20 protein-coding genes, 1 pseudogene and 1 riboswitch are annotated in these 20,637 nt (G+C 73.2%); of the genes and pseudogenes, 11 read left to right on the top strand and 10 right to left on the bottom strand.

Translation table 11 applies throughout. The features are described 5' to 3' along the window. The first annotated feature begins 13 nt into the window (after window positions 1-13). From macS to ACIPPM_RS08790, 3 genes are all read left to right on the top strand, one after another. Complete coding sequence (macS, locus tag ACIPPM_RS08800) at window positions 14-1,180, top strand: MacS family sensor histidine kinase (protein ID WP_401444826.1); 1,167 nt, start codon at window positions 14-16, stop codon at window positions 1,178-1,180. After that, window positions 1,177-1,851 (top strand): response regulator, encoded by a 675-nt coding sequence (locus ACIPPM_RS08795; RefSeq protein WP_401444824.1) that lies wholly within the window; start codon window positions 1,177-1,179, stop codon window positions 1,849-1,851. Before macS ends, ACIPPM_RS08795 begins: the two co-directional genes overlap by 4 nt. A gap of 87 nt (window positions 1,852-1,938) precedes the next feature. Further along, window positions 1,939-2,967, top strand: a complete 1,029-nt coding sequence (locus ACIPPM_RS08790; protein WP_401446376.1) for a 6-phosphofructokinase — start codon at window positions 1,939-1,941, stop codon at window positions 2,965-2,967. Window positions 2,968-2,974: 7 nt separating this feature from the next. Here the strand turns inward: ACIPPM_RS08790 and ACIPPM_RS08785 are convergent, their stop codons facing one another. Both ACIPPM_RS08785 and ACIPPM_RS08780 read right to left on the bottom strand, forming a co-directional pair. Further along, entirely contained in the window at window positions 2,975-4,846 is a 1,872-nt protein-coding gene (locus ACIPPM_RS08785) for an anthranilate synthase family protein (RefSeq protein ID WP_401444822.1), read from the bottom strand. 128 nt (window positions 4,847-4,974) lie between these two features. Continuing rightward, on the bottom strand, window positions 4,975-5,031 hold the full coding sequence (locus tag ACIPPM_RS08780; protein ID WP_350749699.1) for a trp operon leader peptide: 57 nt from the start codon (window positions 5,029-5,031) through the stop codon (window positions 4,975-4,977). Between the two features lie 122 nt (window positions 5,032-5,153). Between ACIPPM_RS08780 and ACIPPM_RS08775 the strand changes: the two genes are divergently transcribed. Next, window positions 5,154-6,509, top strand: a complete 1,356-nt coding sequence (locus tag ACIPPM_RS08775; RefSeq protein ID WP_401444819.1) for a class II 3-deoxy-7-phosphoheptulonate synthase — start codon at window positions 5,154-5,156, stop codon at window positions 6,507-6,509. Window positions 6,510-6,664: 155 nt separating this feature from the next. After that, on the top strand, window positions 6,665-6,916 hold the full coding sequence (locus ACIPPM_RS08770) for a bacterioferritin-associated ferredoxin (protein WP_393597088.1): 252 nt from the start codon (window positions 6,665-6,667) through the stop codon (window positions 6,914-6,916). Window positions 6,917-6,925: 9 nt separating this feature from the next. Here the strand turns inward: ACIPPM_RS08770 and bfr are convergent, their stop codons facing one another. After that, a complete protein-coding gene (gene bfr, locus ACIPPM_RS08765) occupies window positions 6,926-7,420 on the bottom strand; it encodes a bacterioferritin (RefSeq protein ID WP_401444816.1) in 495 nt (164 codons plus the stop codon). 171 nt (window positions 7,421-7,591) lie between these two features. Here bfr and ACIPPM_RS08760 point away from each other — a divergent pair, with 171 nt between their 5' ends. After that, a complete protein-coding gene (locus ACIPPM_RS08760) occupies window positions 7,592-8,224 on the top strand; it encodes a sulfite oxidase-like oxidoreductase (protein ID WP_401444814.1) in 633 nt (210 codons plus the stop codon). A 2-nt stretch (window positions 8,225-8,226) separates the two neighbouring features. On the opposite strand, the gene ACIPPM_RS08755 is transcribed toward ACIPPM_RS08760, so the two are convergent. The 5 genes and pseudogenes from ACIPPM_RS08755 to thiO form a co-directional block, all read right to left on the bottom strand. Then, on the bottom strand, window positions 8,227-9,129 hold the full coding sequence (locus tag ACIPPM_RS08755; RefSeq protein ID WP_401444812.1) for a deoxyribonuclease IV: 903 nt from the start codon (window positions 9,127-9,129) through the stop codon (window positions 8,227-8,229). Window positions 9,130-9,186: 57 nt separating this feature from the next. Next, window positions 9,187-11,139, bottom strand: a complete 1,953-nt coding sequence (pknB, locus tag ACIPPM_RS08750) for a Stk1 family PASTA domain-containing Ser/Thr kinase (protein WP_401444809.1) — start codon at window positions 11,137-11,139, stop codon at window positions 9,187-9,189. Window positions 11,140-11,230: 91 nt separating this feature from the next. Continuing rightward, a pseudogene (locus tag ACIPPM_RS08745) lies at window positions 11,231-12,031 on the bottom strand (thiazole synthase); the annotation flags it as partial. Between the two features lie 2 nt (window positions 12,032-12,033). Then, a complete protein-coding gene (thiS, locus tag ACIPPM_RS08740) occupies window positions 12,034-12,234 on the bottom strand; it encodes a sulfur carrier protein ThiS (protein ID WP_030810212.1) in 201 nt (66 codons plus the stop codon). Beyond that, window positions 12,231-13,415: a glycine oxidase ThiO gene (gene thiO, locus ACIPPM_RS08735; RefSeq protein WP_401444806.1), complete on the bottom strand. Its 1,185-nt coding sequence runs from the start codon at window positions 13,413-13,415 to the stop codon at window positions 12,231-12,233. Before thiO ends, thiS begins: the two co-directional genes overlap by 4 nt. Continuing rightward, a riboswitch (TPP riboswitch) is annotated at window positions 13,412-13,524 on the bottom strand. (Overlaps the previous gene by 4 nt.) A gap of 194 nt (window positions 13,525-13,718) precedes the next feature. On the opposite strand from thiO, the gene ACIPPM_RS08730 reads away from it, so the two are divergent. From ACIPPM_RS08730 to ACIPPM_RS08710, 5 genes are all read left to right on the top strand, one after another. Then, window positions 13,719-14,906 carry an NAD(P)/FAD-dependent oxidoreductase gene (locus tag ACIPPM_RS08730; protein WP_401446372.1) on the top strand — a complete coding sequence of 396 codons (1,188 nt, stop codon included), beginning with the start codon at window positions 13,719-13,721 and terminating at the stop codon, window positions 14,904-14,906. 66 nt (window positions 14,907-14,972) lie between these two features. Beyond that, the gene (locus ACIPPM_RS08725; RefSeq protein WP_401444803.1) at window positions 14,973-15,338 is read left to right on the top strand and encodes an Rv2175c family DNA-binding protein; all 366 of its coding nucleotides are present in this window, start codon (window positions 14,973-14,975) and stop codon (window positions 15,336-15,338) included. Window positions 15,339-15,436: 98 nt separating this feature from the next. After that, window positions 15,437-16,084, top strand: coding sequence for a thiamine phosphate synthase (thiE, locus tag ACIPPM_RS08720; protein WP_401444800.1), 648 nt, complete (start codon window positions 15,437-15,439; stop codon window positions 16,082-16,084). Window positions 16,085-16,179: 95 nt separating this feature from the next. After that, a complete protein-coding gene (metF, locus tag ACIPPM_RS08715) occupies window positions 16,180-17,103 on the top strand; it encodes a methylenetetrahydrofolate reductase [NAD(P)H] (RefSeq protein ID WP_401444799.1) in 924 nt (307 codons plus the stop codon). A gap of 56 nt (window positions 17,104-17,159) precedes the next feature. Further along, on the top strand, window positions 17,160-18,104 hold the full coding sequence (locus ACIPPM_RS08710; protein ID WP_401444797.1) for a hypothetical protein: 945 nt from the start codon (window positions 17,160-17,162) through the stop codon (window positions 18,102-18,104). 7 nt (window positions 18,105-18,111) lie between these two features. Here the strand turns inward: ACIPPM_RS08710 and ACIPPM_RS08705 are convergent, their stop codons facing one another. Both ACIPPM_RS08705 and ACIPPM_RS08700 read right to left on the bottom strand, forming a co-directional pair. Further along, the gene (locus ACIPPM_RS08705; protein ID WP_401444795.1) at window positions 18,112-19,602 is read right to left on the bottom strand and encodes a phytoene desaturase family protein; all 1,491 of its coding nucleotides are present in this window, start codon (window positions 19,600-19,602) and stop codon (window positions 18,112-18,114) included. A gap of 377 nt (window positions 19,603-19,979) precedes the next feature. Beyond that, window positions 19,980-20,606, bottom strand: coding sequence for a TetR/AcrR family transcriptional regulator (locus ACIPPM_RS08700; RefSeq protein WP_393603834.1), 627 nt, complete (start codon window positions 20,604-20,606; stop codon window positions 19,980-19,982). Window positions 20,607-20,637: the final 31 nt, after the last annotated feature.

The following is a 20,637-nucleotide window of genomic DNA, read 5'->3' as shown; positions in this document are numbered from 1 at the left end:
ACGAGTTCTGCGGATGTCGGTCGAGCTGCCGCTGTGGCGCGCGCTCACCGGCTACCGCGTCCTGACCATGCTGTACGCGATCGGCCTGGGCGCCACCGCGTACGGCCACTTCGTCCGCCCCTGGCTGGCCCTCGGCTACTACGCGCTGCTGGTCCTCTGGACGCTCGCCACCGTGACCCGGGTGACGAGCGCGGCCCGCTGCACCCGGTGGTTCCTCGCGGCCGACCTGGCCGTCGCGGTCCTCGGCATCCTGCTCACCCCGCTCGCCGACGACCCGCACCGGATCGCGGGCGGCGGTCCCACCCTGCCGTCGATATGGACGGCGGGCGCGGTGCTCGCCTTCGCCCTGAAGGGCGGCTGGCGCTGGGCGGCCGTCGCCTCCACGGCGGTCGCCGTGGCCAACCTGGTCGAGCGGGGCGCCCCGGCGCGGGACACCGTGCACAACGTGATCCTGGTCTGGGTCGCCGCCATCGCCATCGGCTACGTCGTGGAGGTCGCCCGCGCCTCCGAGCGCACCCTCGCCCGCGCCCTGGAGATCGAGGCCGCCACCCGCGAGCGGGAGCGCCTCGCCCGCGACATCCACGACAGCGTGCTCCAGGTGCTGGCCATGGTGCAGCGGCGCGGCGCGGTCATCGGCGGCGAGGCGGCCGAGCTGGGACGGCTCGCCGGGGAGCAGGAGATCGCCCTGCGCACCCTGGTCGCCGGTGGACTGCTCCCCGCCGCCCGCACCCCGGCCGGTTCCGTGCCGGACGACGACGGCCCGCTGGACCTGCGTACCCTGCTCGCCCCCTACGCCGGGTCCCGGGTGAGCCTGGCCGAACCGGGCGCGCCCGTACGGCTGGCCCCGGCCGCGGCACGCGAGCTGGCGGCCGCCGTCGGAGCCGCCCTGGACAATGTGCGTCGGCACGCGGGCGAGACGGCCCGCGCCTGGCTCCTGGTCGAGGACGAGCCCGACGAGATCATCGTCACCGTCCGCGACGACGGCCCCGGCATCCCCGAGGGCCGGCTCGCCGTCGCCGAGGGCGAGGGCAGGCTCGGGGTGGCCCAGTCGATCCGGGGACGGCTGCGCGACCTCGGCGGCAGCGCCGAGGTGATCTCGGTGCCCGGCCAGGGCACCGAGGTCGAGTTGAAGGTACCGAAGAGCGCCGACGCGGCGCGGGGGAAGGCGGAGCGGCGATGACCGAGCAGGACCCGATCAAGGTGATGGTGGTCGACGACCACCCCATGTGGCGCGACGCGGTCGCCCGCGACCTGGCCGAGTCCGGGCTGCGGGTGGTCGCCACCGCGGGCGACGGCGAGCAGGCGGTGCGCCGGGCCAAGGCCGCCGCCCCCGACGTGCTGGTGCTCGACCTGAACCTGCCCGCCAAGCCCGGTGTGCAGGTGTGCAAGGAACTCATCGCCCACGACCCGGCCCTGCGTGTCCTGGTGCTCTCCGCCAGCGGCGAGCACGCGGACGTGCTGGAGGCCGTGAAGTCGGGCGCCACCGGCTATCTGCTGAAGTCGGCGTCCACCGGCGAACTGCTGGACGCGGTCCGCCGTACCGCCGTCGGCGACCCGGTCTTCACCCCCGGCCTCGCCGGACTGGTCCTCGGCGAGTACCGGCGGCTCGCCGCCGAGCCCGCGCCCGCCCCGGAGGCCGGAGCACCCGGCGCGCCCCGGCTCACCGACCGGGAGACCGAGGTGCTGCGGCTGGTCGCCAAGGGCCTCAGCTACAAGCAGATCGCGGAACGCCTGGTCATCTCGCACCGCACGGTCCAGAACCACGTCCAGAACACCCTGGGCAAGCTCCAGCTGCACAACCGGGTGGAGCTGGTGCGGTACGCGATCGAGCGCGGCCTCGACGACGACTGATTCACCGGATTCGCCCTTCCACCTCGTTGTGTGACCTGTACCACCCTTACCGTGGCTGAGTCGGTCATCGCGGCGAAGGGACGGACCATGCGCGTCGGAGTACTGACCGGGGGCGGCGACTGCCCGGGCCTCAACGCCGTCATCCGGGCCATCGTCCGCAAGGGCGTCCAGGAGTACGGCTACGAATTCACCGGCTTCCGGGACGGCTGGCGCGGCCCCCTCGAAGGGCGCACCGTCCCGCTGGACATCCCCGCCGTGCGTGGCATCCTCCCGCGCGGCGGCACCATCCTCGGCTCCTCCCGCACCAACCCCCTCAAGGCCGAGGACGGGGTGCGCCGGGTCCGGGAGAACCTCGCCGAACAGGGCGTCGACGCGCTGATCGCCATCGGCGGCGAGGACACCCTCGGCGTCGCCGCCACCCTGTACGAGGAGCACGGCGTGCCCTGCGTGGGCGTGCCCAAGACCATCGACAACGACCTGTCCGGCACCGACTACACCTTCGGCTTCGACACCGCCGTCAACATCGCCACCGAGGCCATCGACCGGCTGCACACCACCGCCGAGTCCCACATGCGGGTGCTGGTCTGCGAGGTGATGGGCAGGCACGCGGGCTGGATCGCGCTGCACTCCGGGCTCGCCGGGGGCGCCAACGTCATCCTCATCCCCGAGCACCGCTTCGACCTCGACCAGGTGTGCGCCTGGATCACCTCCCGCTTCGAGGCGGCGTACGCCCCGATCGTCGTCGTCGCGGAGGGCGCGATGCCGCGGGAGGGCGAGATGGTGCTCAAGGACGAGTCGCACGACTCCTTCGGGCACGTCCGGCTGTCCGGGGTGGGGGAGTGGCTCGCCAAGCAGATCGAGCAGCGCACCGGCAAGGAGGCCCGCACCACCGTGCTCGGACACGTGCAGCGCGGCGGCACCCCGAGCGCCTTCGACCGCTGGCTCGCCACCCGCTTCGGACTGCACGCCATCGACTGCGTCCACGACAGTGACTACGGCAAGATGGTCGCCCTCCAGGGCACCCGCATCGTCCGCATCCCGATCTCCGAGGCGACCGCCGAGCTGAAGACGGTCGACCCGGAGCTGTACGCGGAGGCCGGGGTGTTCTTCGGCTAGCGCCCCGCTACGATCCGGTGGGCGCCGTGAGCAGGCCGGAGACCAACTCCCGCACCAGGTCCGCCCCGTTCACGGTCAGCACCGACTCCGGGTGGAACTGCACCGAGGCGAACCGGCCGGAGCGCAGCGCGTGCACCTCACCGTCCGGCGTGCGGCTCACCTCCACGCCGTGCGCGGCCAGTTCGCGCGCCGCCCCGTCGGCGCAGCGGGCCACGAAGCTGTTGTAGAAGCCGACCGTCTCCGCCCGCCCGAACAGGTCGATCACGGTCTGCGCCCCCTGGTACGGCACCCGCTTGCGGACGATGTCCAGCCCCAGCTCCGCCGCGATCAGCTCGTGGCCCAGGCACACCCCGAGCACCCCGTGCCGGTGCTCCCGCAGCACCGTGGCCGTCAGCTCGCGCAGCCGCCGCATCCTCGGGTCGGCCGCGTCGGAGGGGTCGCCGGGGCCGGGACCCAGCACCACCGGGCCCTCGTGCGCCCGCACCGCCCCGGTCAGCCCCGGCTCGTCGAAGCGCCGTACGGTCACCTCCAGGCCGCCCGAGCGCAGCACATGCGCCAGCATCGCGGTGAAGGTGTCCTCGCCGTCGACCACCAGCGCGTGCGCGCCCAGCGGAGCGGCGGGCTCCCGCATCCGCAGCCAGAACGGCGCCAGCGCCGCGCGACGGCCGTCCAGCGCGGCCCGCACCCGCGGATCGTCCGCCAGCCGGGGCCGCTCCCGCTCCGCACGCGGCCGGGCGGGCCGTACCCCGAGCGCGGCCAGCACGCCCGCCGCCTTCGCGTGGGTCTCGGCCACCTCACCGGCCGGGTCCGAGCCGCGCACCAGCGTCGCGCCGACCGGCACGCTCAGGTGTCCGTCGGCGGCGATGTCGGCGGTACGGATCAGGATGGGGGAGTCCAGGGTGCGAGCGCCCCCGGCGTCCCGGCCGAGCAGGGCCAGCGCGCCCGCGTAGTAGCCGCGCCCGGTGGGCTCGTACCGCTCGATCACCCGGCAGGCGTTCTGCACCGGGGAGCCGGTGACGGTCGCGGCGAACATGGTCTCGCGCAGCACGTCACGGACGTCCAGCGAGGTCTTCCCGCGCAGCTCGTACTCGGTGTGCGCGAGGTGGGCCATCTCCTTGAGCCGGGGGCCGACCACCACCCCGCCCCGGTCGCCGACGGTGCACATCATCTTCAGTTCCTCGTCGACCACCATGGACAGCTCCTCGGTCTCCTTGGCGTCGGCGAGGAAGTCCAGCAGATGGTCCGGGGTCGGCCCCTCGGCGGGATAGCGGTACGTCCCGCTGATCGGGTTCATCACCACCGTGCCGCCGGACATCCGCACATGGACCTCGGGACTCGCCCCGACCAGCACGCGGTCCCCGGTGTGCACCACGAACGTCCAGTACGCGCCCCGCTCGCCCGCCAGCAGCCGCCGGAACAGCGCGAGCGCGTCGGCCCGGGAGAAGCCGGGGATCTCGCCCCGGTAGGTCCGCCGGATCACGAAGTTGGCGCCCTCGCCCCGCCCGATCTCCTCGCGCAGCACCCGGCCGACGATCTCCCCGTACTCCTCGTCGGGCACGTCGAAGCCGCCGTCCGTCACCCGCACCGGGTGCGCGGGCAGGGTGTCCAGCGCCGTCGCGAGCGGGACCTCGTACGACTCCTCGGGGTGGAGGACCAGCAGCGGGGTGCCGTCGTCGCGGACGTCGAAGCCGCGCTCGCGGATCTGCCGGAACGGGATCAGCGCCAGGCCCTCGTCGGGCAGTTCGGCCAGTTCCCCGTGGGCGGTGACCGGGCCGAGCAGCACCTCCACCGAGGCGGTGTCCCGGCCGGGGGTGCGGCGGTGCAGCAGGGCGAAGGGGCGGTCGCCGTCGGCGAGACGGGCCAGGTCGGGCTGGTTCATGGGGGTCCTCTTGCGTCGGGCGGTCCGGAAGAGCGGGGGAGGCGGACGCCGGTCGTGGGACGGACCCCGGAAACACCGAAGGCCGCCCCTCGGGCGGCCTTCGCGGAAGTCTGGGTGGTGCGCGCGAATCAGTGGGCCGCCGGAAGAGCGGTCCACCACCAGTTCTGGATCTGCTGCGCGAACATGGCGCCGACCCTACCGCATCGGCGTGGCCCGGCGCGGGGAAAGGCGTCCAAGGGGCAGTCACCCCGTCTCATCTTTCGAGCGGGGCCGAGAGCACCCGGTACGACCCCGTAATGTTGAGAGCGTGACCGTGAACGCTGATTCCCGAGCCGTGGCCGCCGAGGCGACCTGGCGAGACCTGCCCGCGGCGCAGCAGCCCGAATACCCGGATACCGAGGCTCTGCGCGAAGTGATCGCGGAGCTTTCGACCTATCCGCCGCTCGTCTTCGCGGGCGAGTGCGACCAGCTGCGCGCCCGGCTGGCGGCCGTCGCCAAGGGGGAGGCGTTCCTGCTCCAGGGCGGCGACTGCGCCGAGTCCTTCGACGGCGTGGGCGCCGAACACATCCGGGCCAAGGTCAAGACGATCCTCCAGATGGGCGCCGTGCTGACGTACGCCGCGTCCGTCCCCGTCGTCAAGGTCGGCCGGATCGCGGGCCAGTACTCCAAGCCGCGCTCCAAGCCCACCGAGACCCGCGACGGCGTGACCCTGCCGGTGTACCGGGGCGACTCCGTCAACGGCTTCGACTTCACCGAGAAGAGCCGCTACCCGGACCCCGAGCGCCTGAAGCGGATGTACCACGCCTCCGCCTCCACCCTGAACCTGGTGCGCGCCTTCACCACCGGCGGTTACGCCGACCTGCGCCAGGTGCACGCCTGGAACCAGGACTTCGTGAAGTCGTCCCCCTCCGGCCAGCGCTACGAGCAGCTCGCCCGCGAGATCGACCAGGCGCTGAACTTCATGCGGGCCTGCGGCGCGGAGCCGGAGGAGTTCAAGACCGTCGAGTTCTTCGCCTCGCACGAGGCGCTGCTGCTGGACTACGAGTCGGCGCTGACCCGCGTCGACTCCCGCACCGGCAAGCTGTACGACGTCTCCGGGCACATGGTGTGGATCGGCGAGCGCACCCGGCAGATGGACGGCGCGCACATCGAGTTCGCGTCCAAGATCCGCAACCCGATCGGCATCAAGCTCGGCCCGACCACCACGGCCGAGGACGCGCTGCGCTACATCGACCGTCTCGACCCCGACCGGGAGCCGGGCCGGCTGACGTTCATCGTCCGCATGGGCGCCGACAAGATCCGTGACCGGCTGCCCGAGCTGGTCGAGAAGGTCACGGCGTCCGGCGCCACGGTGGCCTGGGTGACCGACCCGATGCACGGCAACACCTTCGAGGCGGCCTCCGGGCACAAGACCCGCCGCTTCGACGACGTGCTGGACGAGGTCAAGGGCTTCTTCGAGGTCCACAAGGGCCTGGGCACCCACCCCGGCGGCATCCACGTGGAGCTGACCGGCGACGACGTCACCGAGTGCGTGGGCGGCGGCGACGAGATCTTCGTCGACGACCTGCACCAGCGCTACGAGACGGCCTGCGACCCCCGGCTCAACCGCAGCCAGTCGCTGGACCTCGCCTTCCTGGTCGCGGAGATGTACCGGGACCAGTGAGGCCGAAGCGGCGTCGAGCGTGAAGTAGGGCGCGGATCACATGAGATCCGCGCCCTTCCGCTTTCCCGGCCCCCGACCACTGGGTTAGGTTAGGTTTGCCTCACCGAAATCCGGCGATGGCGGCAATACGGCGATCTCGTCGGGAGGTGGACCGGGTGTTCGTCTGCAGTTGCTTCGGCATCACCGAACAGCAGGTCAAGCAGCACGCCCAGGACGGCGCCTGCACCCCGCGCCAGATCGCCTCCGCCTGCAAGGCCGGCACCGACTGCGGCGGCTGTGTCCGCCGCATCCAGGCCCTGCTGGGCCGGGGCGCCTGCCCCCGCCGCGAGCAGATCGCGCAGCGCCCGCCGGTGCTGGTCACCGCCGCCGCCGAAGCGCCCGTACGACGGCTCGGCGACGCCGCCTGACGGTCCGGCTCAGCCGCCCGCCACGTCGGGCTGGACCTGCTCGATCGTGGTCGACAGGTAGAGCGCCTCGCCCAGCTTCTCGATCAGGTCGAGCTGGGTCTCCAGATAGTCGATGTGGTGCTCCTCGTCGGCGAGGATCGACTCGAAGACGTTCGCCGAGGTGATGTCACCCTTGGCGCGCATGATCTCCACGCCCCGGCGCAGCCGGTCGATGGCCTCGACCTCGATCTGCCGGTCCGCCCGGAACATCTCGGTCACCGTCTGGCCGACCGAGACATGGAAGAGCCGCTGGTAGTTGGGCAGGCCGTCCAGCATCAGGATGCGGTCGGTCAGCGCCTCCGCGTGCCGCATCTCGTCGAAGGACTCGGCCCTCGTGTACGTGGCGAGCTTCGTCCACCCCTTGTGGTCCTGGAGCTTGGCGTGCAGGAAGTACTGGTTGATCGCGGTGAGCTCGGCGGTGAGCTGTTCGTTGAGCAGCTCGATGACCTCGGGGTCGCCAGACATCGGAATGGACTCCTTCCGGGCGTTCTGCGCATGCTGCACATTCAGGGCTGATGCTGCCGCATGATTTCACCGGCGCCCCGAGCCGTCCAGTAAGCGCACACTTAGTAGTCAATGCCGGAAATGTCCCTGTGCTGGTCGGATGCACCCCGCCCGGTCTGTCAGGATGGAGTCATGGGTCATCCGGTGGAACGCGCGTCTGGAACGGGGGCAGCGGCAGATCTTCCGCCGGGGCAGCGGCTCCAGCGCGGCTGGCCGGTCACGCACTACGGGCCCGTGCCCAAGTTCCGCCCCGAGCGCTGGGACTTCCGGGTCTTCGGCGCCACCGCCGACGGCGACAAGCGGTCCTGGACCCACGAGGAGTTCACCGCGCTGCCGTACGCCACCGTCGTGGCCGACCTGCACTGCGTGACGAAGTTCAGCATGCTCGACGCCGAGTGGGGCGGCGTGCCCGCCCGCGCGATCCTCGACCTGGCACCGCCCGCGCCCGAGGTCACCCATGTGATGGTGTGGGCCGAGTACGGCTTCAGCGCCAACCTGCGGCTGGCCGACTTCGCCGACGACGGCGCGATCTTCGCCTTCCACAAGGACGGCGAACTCCTCACCGCCGAGCACGGCTTCCCGGCCCGCCTGGTCGTCCCGCACCTGTACGCCTGGAAGGGCCCCAAGTGGGTCCGGGGCGTGGAGTACATGACCGCCGACCGCAGGGGCTTCTGGGAGCAGCGCGGCTACCACAACGTCGGCGACCCCTGGAAGGAACAGCGCTACTCCTACCAGGAGGAGCCGGGCGACGGTCCGGAGCTGTAGCGCTAGCCGTCCCGCAGGCGCTTCAGCCGGGCCACGTCCGCCGCGTGGCCCTCCTTGCCGCCCGGGGTCTCGATGACCAGCGGCACGCCCGCCGTGGCCGGGTGAGCCATCAGCGCGCGGAACGGCTCCTCGCCGATGTGTCCCGAGCCAATGTTCTCGTGACGGTCCTTGTGTGCGCCGACCACATCCTTGGAGTCGTTGGCGTGGATCAGCTTCAGCCGTCCCTCGCCCACCGTCTCCACCAGCAGATCGAGGGTCTGCCGCATGCCCTCCGGGCCGGTCAGGTCGTGCCCGGCCGCGTAGATGTGGCAGGTGTCCAGGCAGACGCCGAGCTTCGGATGGGCGTCCAGCGCCTCGAAGTACGGCCCGAAGTCCCAGGTCCGCGAGCACAGCGAGGAGCCCTGCCCGGCCGTCGACTCCAGCAGCAGGAACGGGTCGTCGTCGTGGGTCAGCTCGTCCAGCAGCGGAAGCAGATGCTCGCGCACCTGCTTCAGGGCCACCTCGCGCGGGCGTCCGCCGGTCGCGCTGCCGGTGTGCACGACCACCCCGAGCGCGCCGATCTCCCGCCCGCGCCGCAGGGAGTGCCGCAGCGACTCCACCGACCGCTCCACCGTCGCCTCGGTGTGCGAACCGAAGTTGATCAGATAGGGCGCGTGCACGTACGCCGGTACCGACTCCGCCGCGCAGGCCGCCCGGAACGCCTCGTCCTGCGCCGGATTCCCCACCGGGGTGGCCCAGCCGCGCGGGTTGGCCACGAAGACCTGCACGGTCTCCGCCTTCAGCTCACGGGCGTACGGCAGTCCCGTCGTGTGCAGTCCGCCCGCGACCGGCACATGGGCGCCGACGGGGTTGCGGAGGGCACCGGGGAGGGTCGGGGAAGCTGCGGGGGACGGCTGGAGTGTCACCCGTTCAGGGTGTCACGCCGTCCCGCGCCCCCGGACCGGCGGCCGCGGTGAGACCGGTCACCGGATGGTGATCGTCACCTTCGAGCCCTTGGGCGCCTCGTCGCCGCCCTTCACCGACTGCTTCTTCACCTTGTCGCCGAACAGCCCCAGCAGTCCCCGGTCCTCGTGGACCTCGAACCCGGCCGCCTCCAGCTTCTGGTGCGCGTCGTCCACACTGGCCCCGACCACGTCCGGGACCTCGACCATCTCCGGGCCCTTGGACAGCGTCAGCGTCACCGTGTCGCCCTCCGCGCCCTGGCTGCCCGCCTCCGGCGACTGGAAGGCGACCTGACCCTTGTCGAAGTCGGATTCGACCCGCTCGGTGGCGATCTTCACCTTGAGTCCCGCGTCGGTCAGGTCCTGGCGCGCGCTCTCCGCGTCCTCGCCGCTGACGTCCGGGACGTCGACCGGGGCGCCCTTGCTGACGACCAGCGCGATCGCCGAACCGGCGTGCATCTCGGTGCCCGCCTCCGGTGTCGTACGGCTCACCGAGCCCCGGGCGACCTCGTCGCTGAACTCTCGGGTGACCATGCCCGGCTCCAGACCGGCCGACTTCAGCCGCTCCCGGGCCCGCTGCAGCGGCTGGCCCGTCACCCTGGGCACGGAGACCGTGCGCGGGCCGAGCGAGATCGTCAGCCCCACCGAGGCGTTGCCCCGGACCCGGGAACCGGACGACGGGTCGGAGCTGATGACCGTGCCCCGGTCCACCGTGTCGCTGTAGGCGCGCTTCACCTCGCCCACGTCGAGCCCCGCCGACCTCAGCCGCTGCTCGGCCTGGTCCTGGGTGCGCGACAGCACCGGCGGCACCTTGGTGAACTGGCCCGAGTTGATGTACCAGACCCCGCCGCCCACACCGAGGAACACCAGCAGCGCGGCCAGCAGGGTGAGCAGTCCGCGCCGGGGCCGCCGGGACCGTCCGGTGCCGCGCCGGGTGGGCGGGGGCTCGATGTCGGTCGTGTGCAGCACGCTCGTGACGTCGCGACCGTCCTCGCCGTCCCCGTTCACCGGGAGCGGCCGGACCATCGTCAGGGCGCGCGGCAGCACGCTCGTACGGTCGCCCGCGTTGTCGTGGTGCTCGTGGTGCCCGTGCGACAGCTCCTGCGGCGGCATCGCGTCGAGCTGCTCCTCGGTGAGCGAGCCACGGACCCGCAGCACCTCGCCGAGCAGCGCGGCCGCGTCCGCGGGCCGGACCGCCGGGGTGCGCGCGGTCGCGGCGGCCACCAGCTCGTCCAGCTCGTACGCCAGCCCCGGCACCAGCGCCGAGGGCGGGGGCACGTCGTCGTTGAGGTGCTTGTAGATGACCTGGGCGGGGGAGTCGCCGGAGTGCGGCTTGGCGCCGGTCAGCATCTCGTAGAGCACGACACCGCAGGCGTACACGTCCACCCGCGGGTCGGCGGTGCCCTGCTCGATCTGTTCCGGGGCCAGGTAGGAGACGGTGCCGAGGACCGAGCCGGTGGTGCTGGTGACCGTGTCGACCGAGCGGACCAGACCGAAGTCGGCGACCTTGACCCGGCCGTCGTCCCCGATCAGCACGTTCTCCGGCTTCATGTCCCGGTGCACGAACCCGGCCCGGTGGGCCGCGCCCAGCGCGGCGAGCACCGGCTCCAGGATGTCCAGGGCCGCCCTCGGCCGCAGTGCGCCCCGCTCCCGCAGCACGTCCCGCAGGGTGCACCCGGCGACGTACTCCATCGCCAGGTACACGTAACCGCCGTCGGTGCCCTGGTCGAAGACCTGCACCACGTTGGGGTGGGAGAGCCGGGCGACCGACTTGGCCTCGCGGATGAACCGGTCCACGAAGGCGCCGTCGGCGGCCAGCGCCGGATGCATCACCTTGAGCGCCAGGACCCGGTCCAGCCGGATGTCCAGGGCCCGGTAGACGGTCGCCATCCCGCCGACGGCGATCCGCGCCTCGACGCGATAGCGGCCGTCGAGCACCTGGCCGAGGAGGGGGTCCTGAAGCGTCGTATCCACGCGGGCGAGTCTACGAGGGGTGCGCGGGGGCGGCGCCCGCTGCGCCGTCCGGGTGAGCGACCGCAGCAGAGCTGTGACCGTCCCGCGAAGTGAACGCGGGGCGCTCCGGATCGAGGTCCGCGCGCCCCTCGGCGGGGGACGACGCCCGCGCGAAATGGCGGCGGGGGATGCGTCCGGCCCGCCGCGCCAGGTACCCCGCGTGCACGGCGTGCCGCATGGCCGTGGCCATCGTCTCGGGGTCCTGCGCCCGGGTGACGGCCGAGGCGAGCATCACACCCGCGCACCCCAGCTCCATCGCCAGCGCCACGTCGGACGCCGTACCGGCACCCGCGTCCAGGATCACCGGGACGTACGACTGCTCCATGATCAGCTCGAAGTTGTGCGGGTTGCGGATGCCGAGCCCGGAGCCGATCGGGGAGCCCAGCGGCATCACGGCCGCGCACCCCACGTCCTGGAGCCTGCGGGCCAGCACCGGGTCGTCGTTGGTGTACGGCAGCACGGTGAAGCCGTCGTCCACCAGGGTCTCGGCCGCGTCCAGCGTCTCCACCGGGTCGGGGAGCAGCGTCCGCTCGTCGGCCACCACCTCCAGCTTCACCAGGTCGGTGCCGAGCGCCTCGCGGGCCAGCCGGGCGGTCAGCACCGCCTCCCCGGCGGTGAAGCAGCCCGCGGTGTTGGGCAGTACGCGGATGCCCAGCTTCTCCAGCACCGACAGCACCGAGCCGTGCGCGCCGGGGTCGACGCGGCGCATCGCCACCGTGGTCAGCTCGGTGCCGGACGCGACCAGCGAGCGCTCCAGCACGTCCAGGCTGGGGGCGCCGCCGGTGCCCATGATCAGCCGGGAGTCCAGCGTCAGGTCGCCGAGGACCAGGGGTTCGGTGGTTCCGGTAGTCACGGTCAGCCTCCCTGCACGGCGGTGAGGACCTCGACCCGGTCGCCCTCGGCGAGGCCGGTCTCGGCCCACCGGGTGCGCGGGACCACGGTCTCGTTCACGGCGGCGGCCACCCCGGAGGGCGCCGGGGTGAGGACGCGTACGACCGCGTCCAGGGCGGTGCCCGGCGCCACCTCGCGGCGCTCGCCGTTGACGGAGATGTTCATGCGGAGTGCTCCAGGGTGGGGGAGGGGGCGGCGAACCGGTGCGGCGAGAACGGGCGGGCCACCTCGGGCAGCCCCGCGCCGCACAGCACGTCGGCCATGACGTCCCCGGTGACGGGCGTGAGCAGCACGCCATTGCGGAAGTGCCCGGTGGCCAGCAGCAGGCCGTCCAGGCCCGAGGGGCCGAGCAGCGGGGCGTTGTCGGGGGAGCCGGGGCGCAGTCCGGCCAGGGTCTCGGTGAGCGGCAGCTCGGTGATGCCGGGCACCAGCTCATGGGCGTCGCGCAGCAGCTCGTACACCCCGCCCGCGGTGACCGTGGTGTCGTACCCCAGCTCCTCGCTGGTCGCGCCGATCACCAGCTCGCCGTTCTCGCGCGGCACCAGGTACACCGGCCCGCCACGCACCACGGCCCGCACGGTACGGCTGAGGAACGGCCGGTACCGGGGTGGCACCGTCAGCCGCAGCACCTGCCCCTTCACCGGGCGCACCGGCGGTACGAGCGCCTCCGGCACCCCCTCCAGCCGCCCGCTCAGGCTGCCGCCCGCCAGCACCACCTGCCCGCCGGCCAGCGCGGTGCCGTCCGCCGTGGTGACCCCGGTGGCCCGGTCCCCTGTCGTGTCGAGCCGCGCGGCCCAGGAGCGATGGAGGACCACCCCGGCTCGCTCGCACGCGGTCAGCAGCGCGGCCGCCAGCCGCCGGGGGTCGATCTGATGGTCCCCGTCGGCCCGCAGCCCGCCCCGCACACCGGGCGCCAGCATCGGCTCCAACCGCCTGCACTCCCGCCCGGACAGCCACTCCGAGTCCAGTCCGCAGCGGAGCTGCAGCTCGTGCACCTCACGGAGCTGGGCGCGGTCGTCGGTGTCGAAGGCGACGGCCAGGGTGCCCGAGCGGCGGTAGCCCAGATCGTGACCGGTGGCCTCGGCCAGCTCGGCGGCGAAGTCGGGATAGCGGTGCGCGGAGGCCAGGTTGAGGGCGAGCAGCCCCTCCTCGCCGTGGTGCAGCTCGGTGACCGCGGCCAGCATCCCGGCCGCGACCCGCGCGGCCCCGCCACCGGGATCGGGGTCCACCACGGCCGCGGTGAGTCCCCGCCCGGCCGCGCGCCAGGCGGTGACCAGGCCGATGATCCCGCCCCCGACGACGAGGACGTCCGGGGCACCGGGTCGTTCGGACGTACGTGACGGCATGGGCGTCTCGCCCCTCCCTTCGCCGGCATGACCCGGATCAGGTTCGTACGGTCGGAGGCCGCCAGCCTCCCTCTCAGCCCGGTGCGTCCGGGCTCCCGCGAGTGCAGTTACGGTGGCCAGCCTAGCCGCCCGCCCAGCTCAGCCGTAAGGGAGCACCGGCCCCTCCGGTACGACGGCCGGGCGGGGGCATCAGCGTGGGTGAAGAGGTCGGTGCGACGCGCACTGACTGACGATGAGTCAGTGACCTAAGGTGACCATGTGACTGAGCAGAGATCTCCGGAGGCCGCGGGGCAGGAACGGCGCGTGGTCGTCGTCGGGGCGGGCATGGCCGGGGTGCAGACCGCCGTCGCCCTGCGCGAACAGGGCTTCACCGGGCCCGTCACCCTGATCGGCGCCGAGCCGCACCAGCCCTACGACCGGCCCCCGCTGTCCAAGGCCATCCTGCTGGGCACCGCCGAGGGTTCCGCCTTCGACGTGGACTTCGCCTCGCTCGACATCGACCTCCGGCTCGGCTGCGAGGCGCTCGGCGTCCGCCCCGCCGACCACGAACTGGACACCGCCGCCGGTCCCGTCCCGTACGACGTGCTGGTCCTCGCCACCGGCGCCGTACCCGTCCGGCTGCCCGGCACCGACGAGACGCCCGGTGTGCATCTGCTGCGCACCCTGGACGACGCCGAGCGGCTGCGCCCGGTGCTGGCCGCGCGGCACGACGTGGTGGTGGTCGGCGCGGGCTGGATCGGCGCCGAGTTCGCCACCGCCGCCCGGGAGGCGGGCTGCGCGGTGACCGTCGTCGAGGCCGCCGACCGCCCGCTGGCCGGTGCCCTGCCCGCCGAGGTCGCCGCCCCGATGGCCGCCTGGTACGCCGACGGCGGCGTCTCCCTGCGCACCGGCGTCCGCGTGGCCGCCGTCGAACCCGGCGCGGTCGTGCTGGACGACGGCGCCCGGCTGCCCTCCGACGCCGTCGTGGTCGGCATCGGCGCCCACCCCGCCACCGCCTGGCTGGCGGGCTCGGGCATCGCCCTCGGCCCGCACGGCGACGTCCTGGCCGACGACCGGCTGCGCACCTCCGCCGCGGACGTGTACGCGGTCGGCGACTGCACCTCCTTCCCCTCGGCCCGCTACGCCGAGCGGCTGCTCGTCCACCACTGGGACAACGCCCTCCAGGGCCCCCGTACGGTCGCCGCCGACATCCTGGGCGAGGAGGCGGCGCCCTACGACCCGGTGCCGTACTTCTGGTCCGAGCAGTTCGGGCGGTTCGTGCAGTACGCGGGCCACCACGCGGCCGCCGACCGCACGGTGTGGCGCGGGGACCCGGCCGACCCCGCCTGGACCGTGTGCTGGCTGCGCGAGGGCCGTCTGGTGGCCCTGCTGGCGGTGGGCCGCCCACGCGACCTCGCCCAGGGCAGGCGGCTGATCGAGGCGGGCCGCCTGATGGACGCCGAGGCCCTCACCGACCCCGCGCTCCCGCTGAAACAGGCCGTCGTCGAGTAGGCCGGGCACCCGCGCGCGGAGTGGCCCGACTACCGGCTGTCGGTGGGGGATGGCAGGCTAGGTGTCGTGACCGAGATTGACACCAAGATCGACGCTCTTGTCCCCGCCTGGCTCACCCTCCCCGACATCGCCGAAATGCTCGATGTCGAGGTGACGCGTGTGCGGCAGCTGGTCAAGGAGGGCCAAATCATCGCCGTACGCCGAGGTGAGAACCGGGCGCTGCACGTCCCCGCCGCCTTCATCGACGAGGACAAGGTCGTCAAGGGCCTCACCGGCACCCTGACGCTCCTGCGGGACAACGGGTTCACGGATGAAGAGATGATCGAATGGCTCTTCACCCCCGACGCCTCCCTGCCCGGCACCCCCGCGCAGGCCCTCAGCGAGAACCGCGGCACGGAGGTGAAGCGCCGGGCCCAGGCACTGGCCGGCTGACCCGACCGGGCCCGTGACAGGGCCCAGGGCGGCGCCCGGCCGGGCGCCGCCCCCACGCAAAGCCGACCCGCACACCGAACCACCGGGGGACCCACCGCATGCCCGACACCGCCCGCGCCCGCCTCGCCGACGCCCGGCTCTACCTCTGCACGGACGCCCGCAGGGAGCAGGGCGACCTCGCCGAGTTCCTGGACGCGGTCCTGGCCGGCGGTGTCGACATCGTCCAGCTGCGCGACAAGGGCATGGAGGCCGCCGAGGAGCTGGCCCACCTGGAGGTGTTCGCCGACGCCTGCGCCCGGCACGGCAAGCTGCTCGCGGTCAACGACCGGGCCGACGTGGCCCACGCCTCCGGAGCCGACGTGCTCCACCTCGGCCAGGGCGACCTGCCGGTGCCCGCCGCCCGGGCGATCCTCGGTGACCGCGTCCTCGTCGGCCGCTCCACCCACTCCGAGGCGGAGGCCGCCGCGGCCGCCGTCCAGGACGGCGTGGACTACTTCTGCACCGGCCCCTGCTGGCCCACCCCCACCAAGCCCGGCCGCCACGCCCCCGGCCTCGACCTGGTCCGGTACACCGCGGGCCTCGGCACCGAGCGGCCCTGGTTCGCCATCGGCGGCATCGACCGGACCAACCTGGACCAGGTGCTCGACGCGGGCGCCCGCCGGGTCGTCGTGGTCCGCGCGCTCACCGGGGCGGACGACCCCGGCGCGGCGGCGGCCGAGTTCGCCGAGCGGCTCCGGCAGATCTGAGCGGCCTGTCCCAAGGGATGGACAAGGGCCCGGCAATTCGGCCAAATCGCCGGTGCCCGGTTGGGCAGCCGCCCACCCGTGGCTAACCTGCGGGTATGGCCCTCGGAACCGCATCCACCAGGACTGATCGCGCCCGGACCGTCCGGGACATCCTCGCCACCGGCAAGACGGCGTACTCCTTCGAGTTCTACGCGCCGAAGACCCCGCAGGGTGAGCGCAGTCTGTGGAACGCGCTGCGCAGGGTCGAGGCCGTGGCTCCCGACTTCGTCTCCGTCACCTACGGCGCGGGCGGCACCACCCGTGCCACCACGGTCAAGGAGACCCAGCAGATCGTCGTCGACACGACGCTCACCCCGGTCGCCCACCTCACCGCCGTCGACCACTCGGTGGCCGAACTGCGCAACATCATCGGCCAGTACGCGGACGCGGGCATCCGCAACATGCTCGCCGTGCGCGGCGATCCGCCCGGCGACCCGATGGGCGACTGGGTCGCGCACCCCGAGGGGCTGACGTACGCGGCCGAACTGGTGCGCCTCATCAAGGAGTCGGGCGACTTCTGCGTGGGCGTCGCCGCCTTCCCGGAGATGCATCCGCGCTCCGCCGACTGGGACACCGACGTCGCCCACTTCGTGGACAAGTGCCGCGCGGGCGCCGACTACGCGGTCACCCAGATGTTCTTCCAGCCCGAGTCCTACCTCCGGCTGCGCGACCGGGTCGAGGCCGCGGGTTGCGAAACCCCCGTCATTCCGGAGATCCTTCCGGTCACCAGTGTGAAGATGCTGGAACGGCTGCCGAAGCTGAGCAACGCGCTGTTCCCGCCCGAGCTGAAAGACCGCATCCTCGCGGCGAAGGACGACCCGGCGGCGGTACGCTCCCTGGGCATCGACTTCGCCACGGAGTTCTGCGCTCGGCTGCTCGCCGAAGGAGTGCCCGGACTGCACTTCATCACGCTGAACAACTCCACGGCGACGCTGGAGATCTACGAGAACCTGGGCCTGCACCACCCCCCGCGGGCCTAGACCGGCCGCACCGCGATGCGACACACTGCGTAACGGTCATCGGGAGAGGGGCGTACATGGGCTGGACGGTCCTCTACATCGCGTTCGGCATCGTCGCGCTGTGGTTGCTGGGCGAGGTGCTGCTGCAGTACAAGGCACGGCTGCGCTGGCGGCTGCTCGCCTTCACCGGGTTCCTCGGTGTGGTGGTCGGCGTGCTGATGCCGTCGGTCGTCGTCATCGGGCTGGGCGCCATCGCGTTCGCCGTCGGGCAGACCTACGTCACGCTGTCGTTCCGCAAGGGCTTCGCGGCGGGCTGGGCGGTCAAGCGCCCCGAGGACGAGGAGGCGGGCCCGGTCACCCGGCGCCGCCGCAACCGCGCCGAGCGCCAGGACCCGGTCCTCGGCGCCCCCGACCCGGACGAGTCCGCCGACTTCGGCCAGGACCACCCCGGCCCGGAGACCGCGGCCTACACCACGGACGGCTACGACGCCTACGACGGGGACGACGCCTACGACCGCGACGACGTGTTCACCCCGGTCCGCCCCGACCCCACCACCGCCGAGACGACCTCGGTCTACGAACCCCAGCCCATGCCCGACGACACCGGCAGCTACGGCGTCTACGGCGACGGCACCCCCGCCCAGCCCCAGCCCCAGCAGACCGACCAGGCGTACGCCTACGACTACTCGGGCTACGACCAGCAGGGCTACGCCCAGAACGGCTACGACACCGGCGCCCAGCAGGCGTACCCCGCCTACGCGGACCCGTACGCCACGCAGAGCTACGAGGGCGGCTACCAGAACACCGGTTACGCGCAGCAGGGTTACGCCCAGCAGACCTACGGGCAGGACGCGTACGGCACCGGTGCCCAGGGCGAGACCCCTGCGGGCGGGGTGTGGGTGCCGCAGCAGCGCACCGACGAGACCTACGACGGCGAACTCCCGCCGGAACAGCAGCAGTACCCCTACCAGGGGCAGAACCAGCAGCAGAACACCGGCTACGACGAGCAGTACCGCTACTGAGAGCGGCTCACGTCGACCCCCGGAACTCCGGCCCCTCCACGATGAGTCCGGCCACCATCGCCCCCGACATCCCCGCGTGCGGCAGCCCGCCGCCGGGGTGGGACCAGCCACCGACCCGGTACAGGCCCGGCAGCCGGGTGGAGTTGGCCGGGTGCAGGAGGCCGCCGTCGGCCGCCGCGAGTGAGGGGGCCGGGACCGCGCCGTGACGGGCGCCCGTCTCGGCGGAGTTGTGGTCCGGGGTGCGGATCTCGTGCCAGAGCAGGCGGTCGCGCAGACCCGGGACCGCCTTGGCTGCCGCGTCGAGCAGGATCTCCGCGTGGCCCGCTGCCACGTCCGGCCCGGCGGGCAGGGTCGCCCACACCACGGCCGACTCATGGGCGTCGTCCGGGCGCAGCGCCGGGTCGTCGGGACGCAGCACGGTGACCGTCGGGACGGGCAGAGGATCGCCGCCCGGGTTCGCCAGGAAGTCCAACTCGGCCTCCGCGTCCGGGGCGTGGACGACCGTCCGGTGCGCGGCACCCGCCTCCCGGGCGCCCTTCAGCGCCAGCAGCAGGGTGAGCCGGGCGGCCCCGCGCTCACCGGGGCGCACATCGCCGGTGCCGTCCAGCGGGCGGTCCGTCAGGCGGGCCAGCAGCGCCGGGTCCACGTCGGCGACCACATGGTCGGCGTCCGCCACCGTGCCGTCGGCCAGCTCGACGCCCGCCGCTTGGCCGTCCTTCACCGTGATCCCGGTGACCTCGGCGCCGAACACGAACCTTACCCGGCGTTTCACACAGCGCTCGTACACCGCGCGGGCCAGCTCCCGGACGCCGCCGCGTACGTACCAGGTGCCGAAGGCGTGCTCCAGGTACGGCAGGACGGCCGCGCTCGCGGGGGCGGTGCGCGGGTCCAGGCCGTGGGCCAGGGCATGGCCGGTCAGCAGGGCCCCCAGGCGGTCGTCGCGCAGCTCCCGGTCGGCGACCTCGGCGAGGGTGGTGGCCCGGCGGGTGCGCAGCAGCCGCTTGTGCGGGACGGCCGGGTAGGGCTCGCGCTCCGCCAGCACCTGCCAGTTGGGCCACAGCGGCTCCTCCAGCAAGGGGCGCCGGGTGCGGTCCCAGGCTTCGCGGGCCCGCACCAGGAAGTCGCCCCAGCGGTGTCCCACCCCGGCGCCCAGTGCCTCGTCCAGCGCCGAGACGACGCCCGCGCGCGAGGCGTTGGGGACGGCGACCGAGGTGCCGTCCGCGAAGACGTGCCGGGCGGAGGGGTCGACCTGGACCAGCTCGACCAGGTCCTCCAGCGGCTCCTTGCCGGTCTTCAGGAACAGGTCCCGCCAGACCGCGGGCAGCGGCAGCAGACCGGGGCCGGTGTCGAAGGCGAACCCGTCCCGCTCGAAGCGGCGCACCGCGCCGCCGTACGTGTCCGTCCGCTCGTACACCGTCACCCGGTGGCCCGCGACGGCCAGCCGGGCGGCCGCCGCCAGCGCGCCCATCCCGGCGCCGATCACCGCAATCCGTGCCATGACCGCGACTTTACCGACCACCACCGACAGTGCTTCCCCGGGCCCGAACGCGGGGCGGTGAGTACCCGTACCTAGACGCACAGATGAGTAGCCGCGCGGATGGGCCGGGGGCGGCCCGGAGGAGAGAGTGGAGACACGGCCAGGGGGCGCGGCCCGGCACCGCCGACACGGGGCGGCGGAACGGGCCCGCCCGCCGGCCGCTCCTTCCGCCGATCCGTCGGCGGAAGCGAGACACGGGGCCCGTGGCCGAACGGTCACGGGGGACCGCGGTGGGAACCGTACGGGGGAGCACGGGGGAGTACGGGGGAGAGCGAGGGCGCCGGACCTGCTTGACGCGGTCCGGCGCCCTTCGCACGCCCGGTGTCCCGAACCTCGGGTCAGCCCCCGCTGACCCGCCCCTGGAGCAGCCGGGACAGCGCGGAGTGCACGTCGTCCAGCGAGCGCTCCGGCTGGAACGCCTTCCAGTCCAGCGCGGCCACCAGCACCATGCCGACCAGCGCGGCCGCCGTCAGCTGCACGTCGATCTCGTCGCTGAACTCCCCGGCCGCCACGCCCTCGCGCAGCACCTCCTCGACCACCGCCACGGCCTGCTGGCGTACCACCATCAGGGTCGACTGCCAGGCCCGGTTGGTGCGCCACAGCTCGGCCACGTACAGCTGGGTGAAGGCCGGGTAGCGGTCGATGAAGACCAGGCCCGCGCGGACCATCGCGTCCAGCGCGTCCACCCCGCCGCCGCCCTCGCGGGCGGTCCGCTCGGCGGCCTCCCGCAGCGAGGCGGTGAGCAGTCCGACGCCGTGCCGCAGCAGCTCCTCGAAGAGCACCGACTTGCTGGCGAAGTTGTAGTAGACGGTGCCCTTCGCCACCCCGGCGCGCTCGGCGATCTCGTCCACCGTGGTCGCGGAGAACCCCTGCTCGGCGATGAGGGTGACGGCCGCCTCGTAGAGCTTCTGCCGGGTGGCCTCGCGGCGCGTGCTGCCCGCGGGCGTGGCGCTGGTGCTTTCCATGGCACCGATTCTCACAGGTGCGCCGGGCCGC

The sequence above is a fragment of the Streptomyces sp. NPDC090119 genome, assembly GCF_044747085.1.
Taxonomy (GTDB): domain Bacteria; phylum Actinomycetota; class Actinomycetes; order Streptomycetales; family Streptomycetaceae; genus Streptomyces.
Note: the sequence above shows the minus strand (reverse complement) of the source record. Positions and strands in the feature narration are given on the sequence as shown.

Coding starts and splice junctions, on each gene's coding strand:
- macS (WP_401444826.1), top strand. CDS start 14: ATGTCGGTCGAGCTGCCGCTGTGGCGCGCGCTCACCGGCTACCGCGTC.
- ACIPPM_RS08795 (WP_401444824.1), top strand. CDS start 1,177: ATGACCGAGCAGGACCCGATCAAGGTGATGGTGGTCGACGACCACCCC.
- ACIPPM_RS08790 (WP_401446376.1), top strand. CDS start 1,939: ATGCGCGTCGGAGTACTGACCGGGGGCGGCGACTGCCCGGGCCTCAAC.
- ACIPPM_RS08785 (WP_401444822.1), bottom strand. CDS start 4,846: ATGAACCAGCCCGACCTGGCCCGTCTCGCCGACGGCGACCGCCCCTTC.
- bfr (WP_401444816.1), bottom strand. CDS start 7,420: ATGTCTGGCGACCCCGAGGTCATCGAGCTGCTCAACGAACAGCTCACC.
- ACIPPM_RS08760 (WP_401444814.1), top strand. CDS start 7,592: ATGGGTCATCCGGTGGAACGCGCGTCTGGAACGGGGGCAGCGGCAGAT.
- thiS (WP_030810212.1), bottom strand. CDS start 12,234: ATGAACATCTCCGTCAACGGCGAGCGCCGCGAGGTGGCGCCGGGCACC.
- thiO (WP_401444806.1), bottom strand. CDS start 13,415: ATGCCGTCACGTACGTCCGAACGACCCGGTGCCCCGGACGTCCTCGTC.
- thiE (WP_401444800.1), top strand. CDS start 15,437: ATGCCCGACACCGCCCGCGCCCGCCTCGCCGACGCCCGGCTCTACCTC.
- metF (WP_401444799.1), top strand. CDS start 16,180: ATGGCCCTCGGAACCGCATCCACCAGGACTGATCGCGCCCGGACCGTC.
- ACIPPM_RS08710 (WP_401444797.1), top strand. CDS start 17,160: ATGGGCTGGACGGTCCTCTACATCGCGTTCGGCATCGTCGCGCTGTGG.
- ACIPPM_RS08705 (WP_401444795.1), bottom strand. CDS start 19,602: ATGGCACGGATTGCGGTGATCGGCGCCGGGATGGGCGCGCTGGCGGCG.
- ACIPPM_RS08700 (WP_393603834.1), bottom strand. CDS start 20,606: ATGGAAAGCACCAGCGCCACGCCCGCGGGCAGCACGCGCCGCGAGGCC.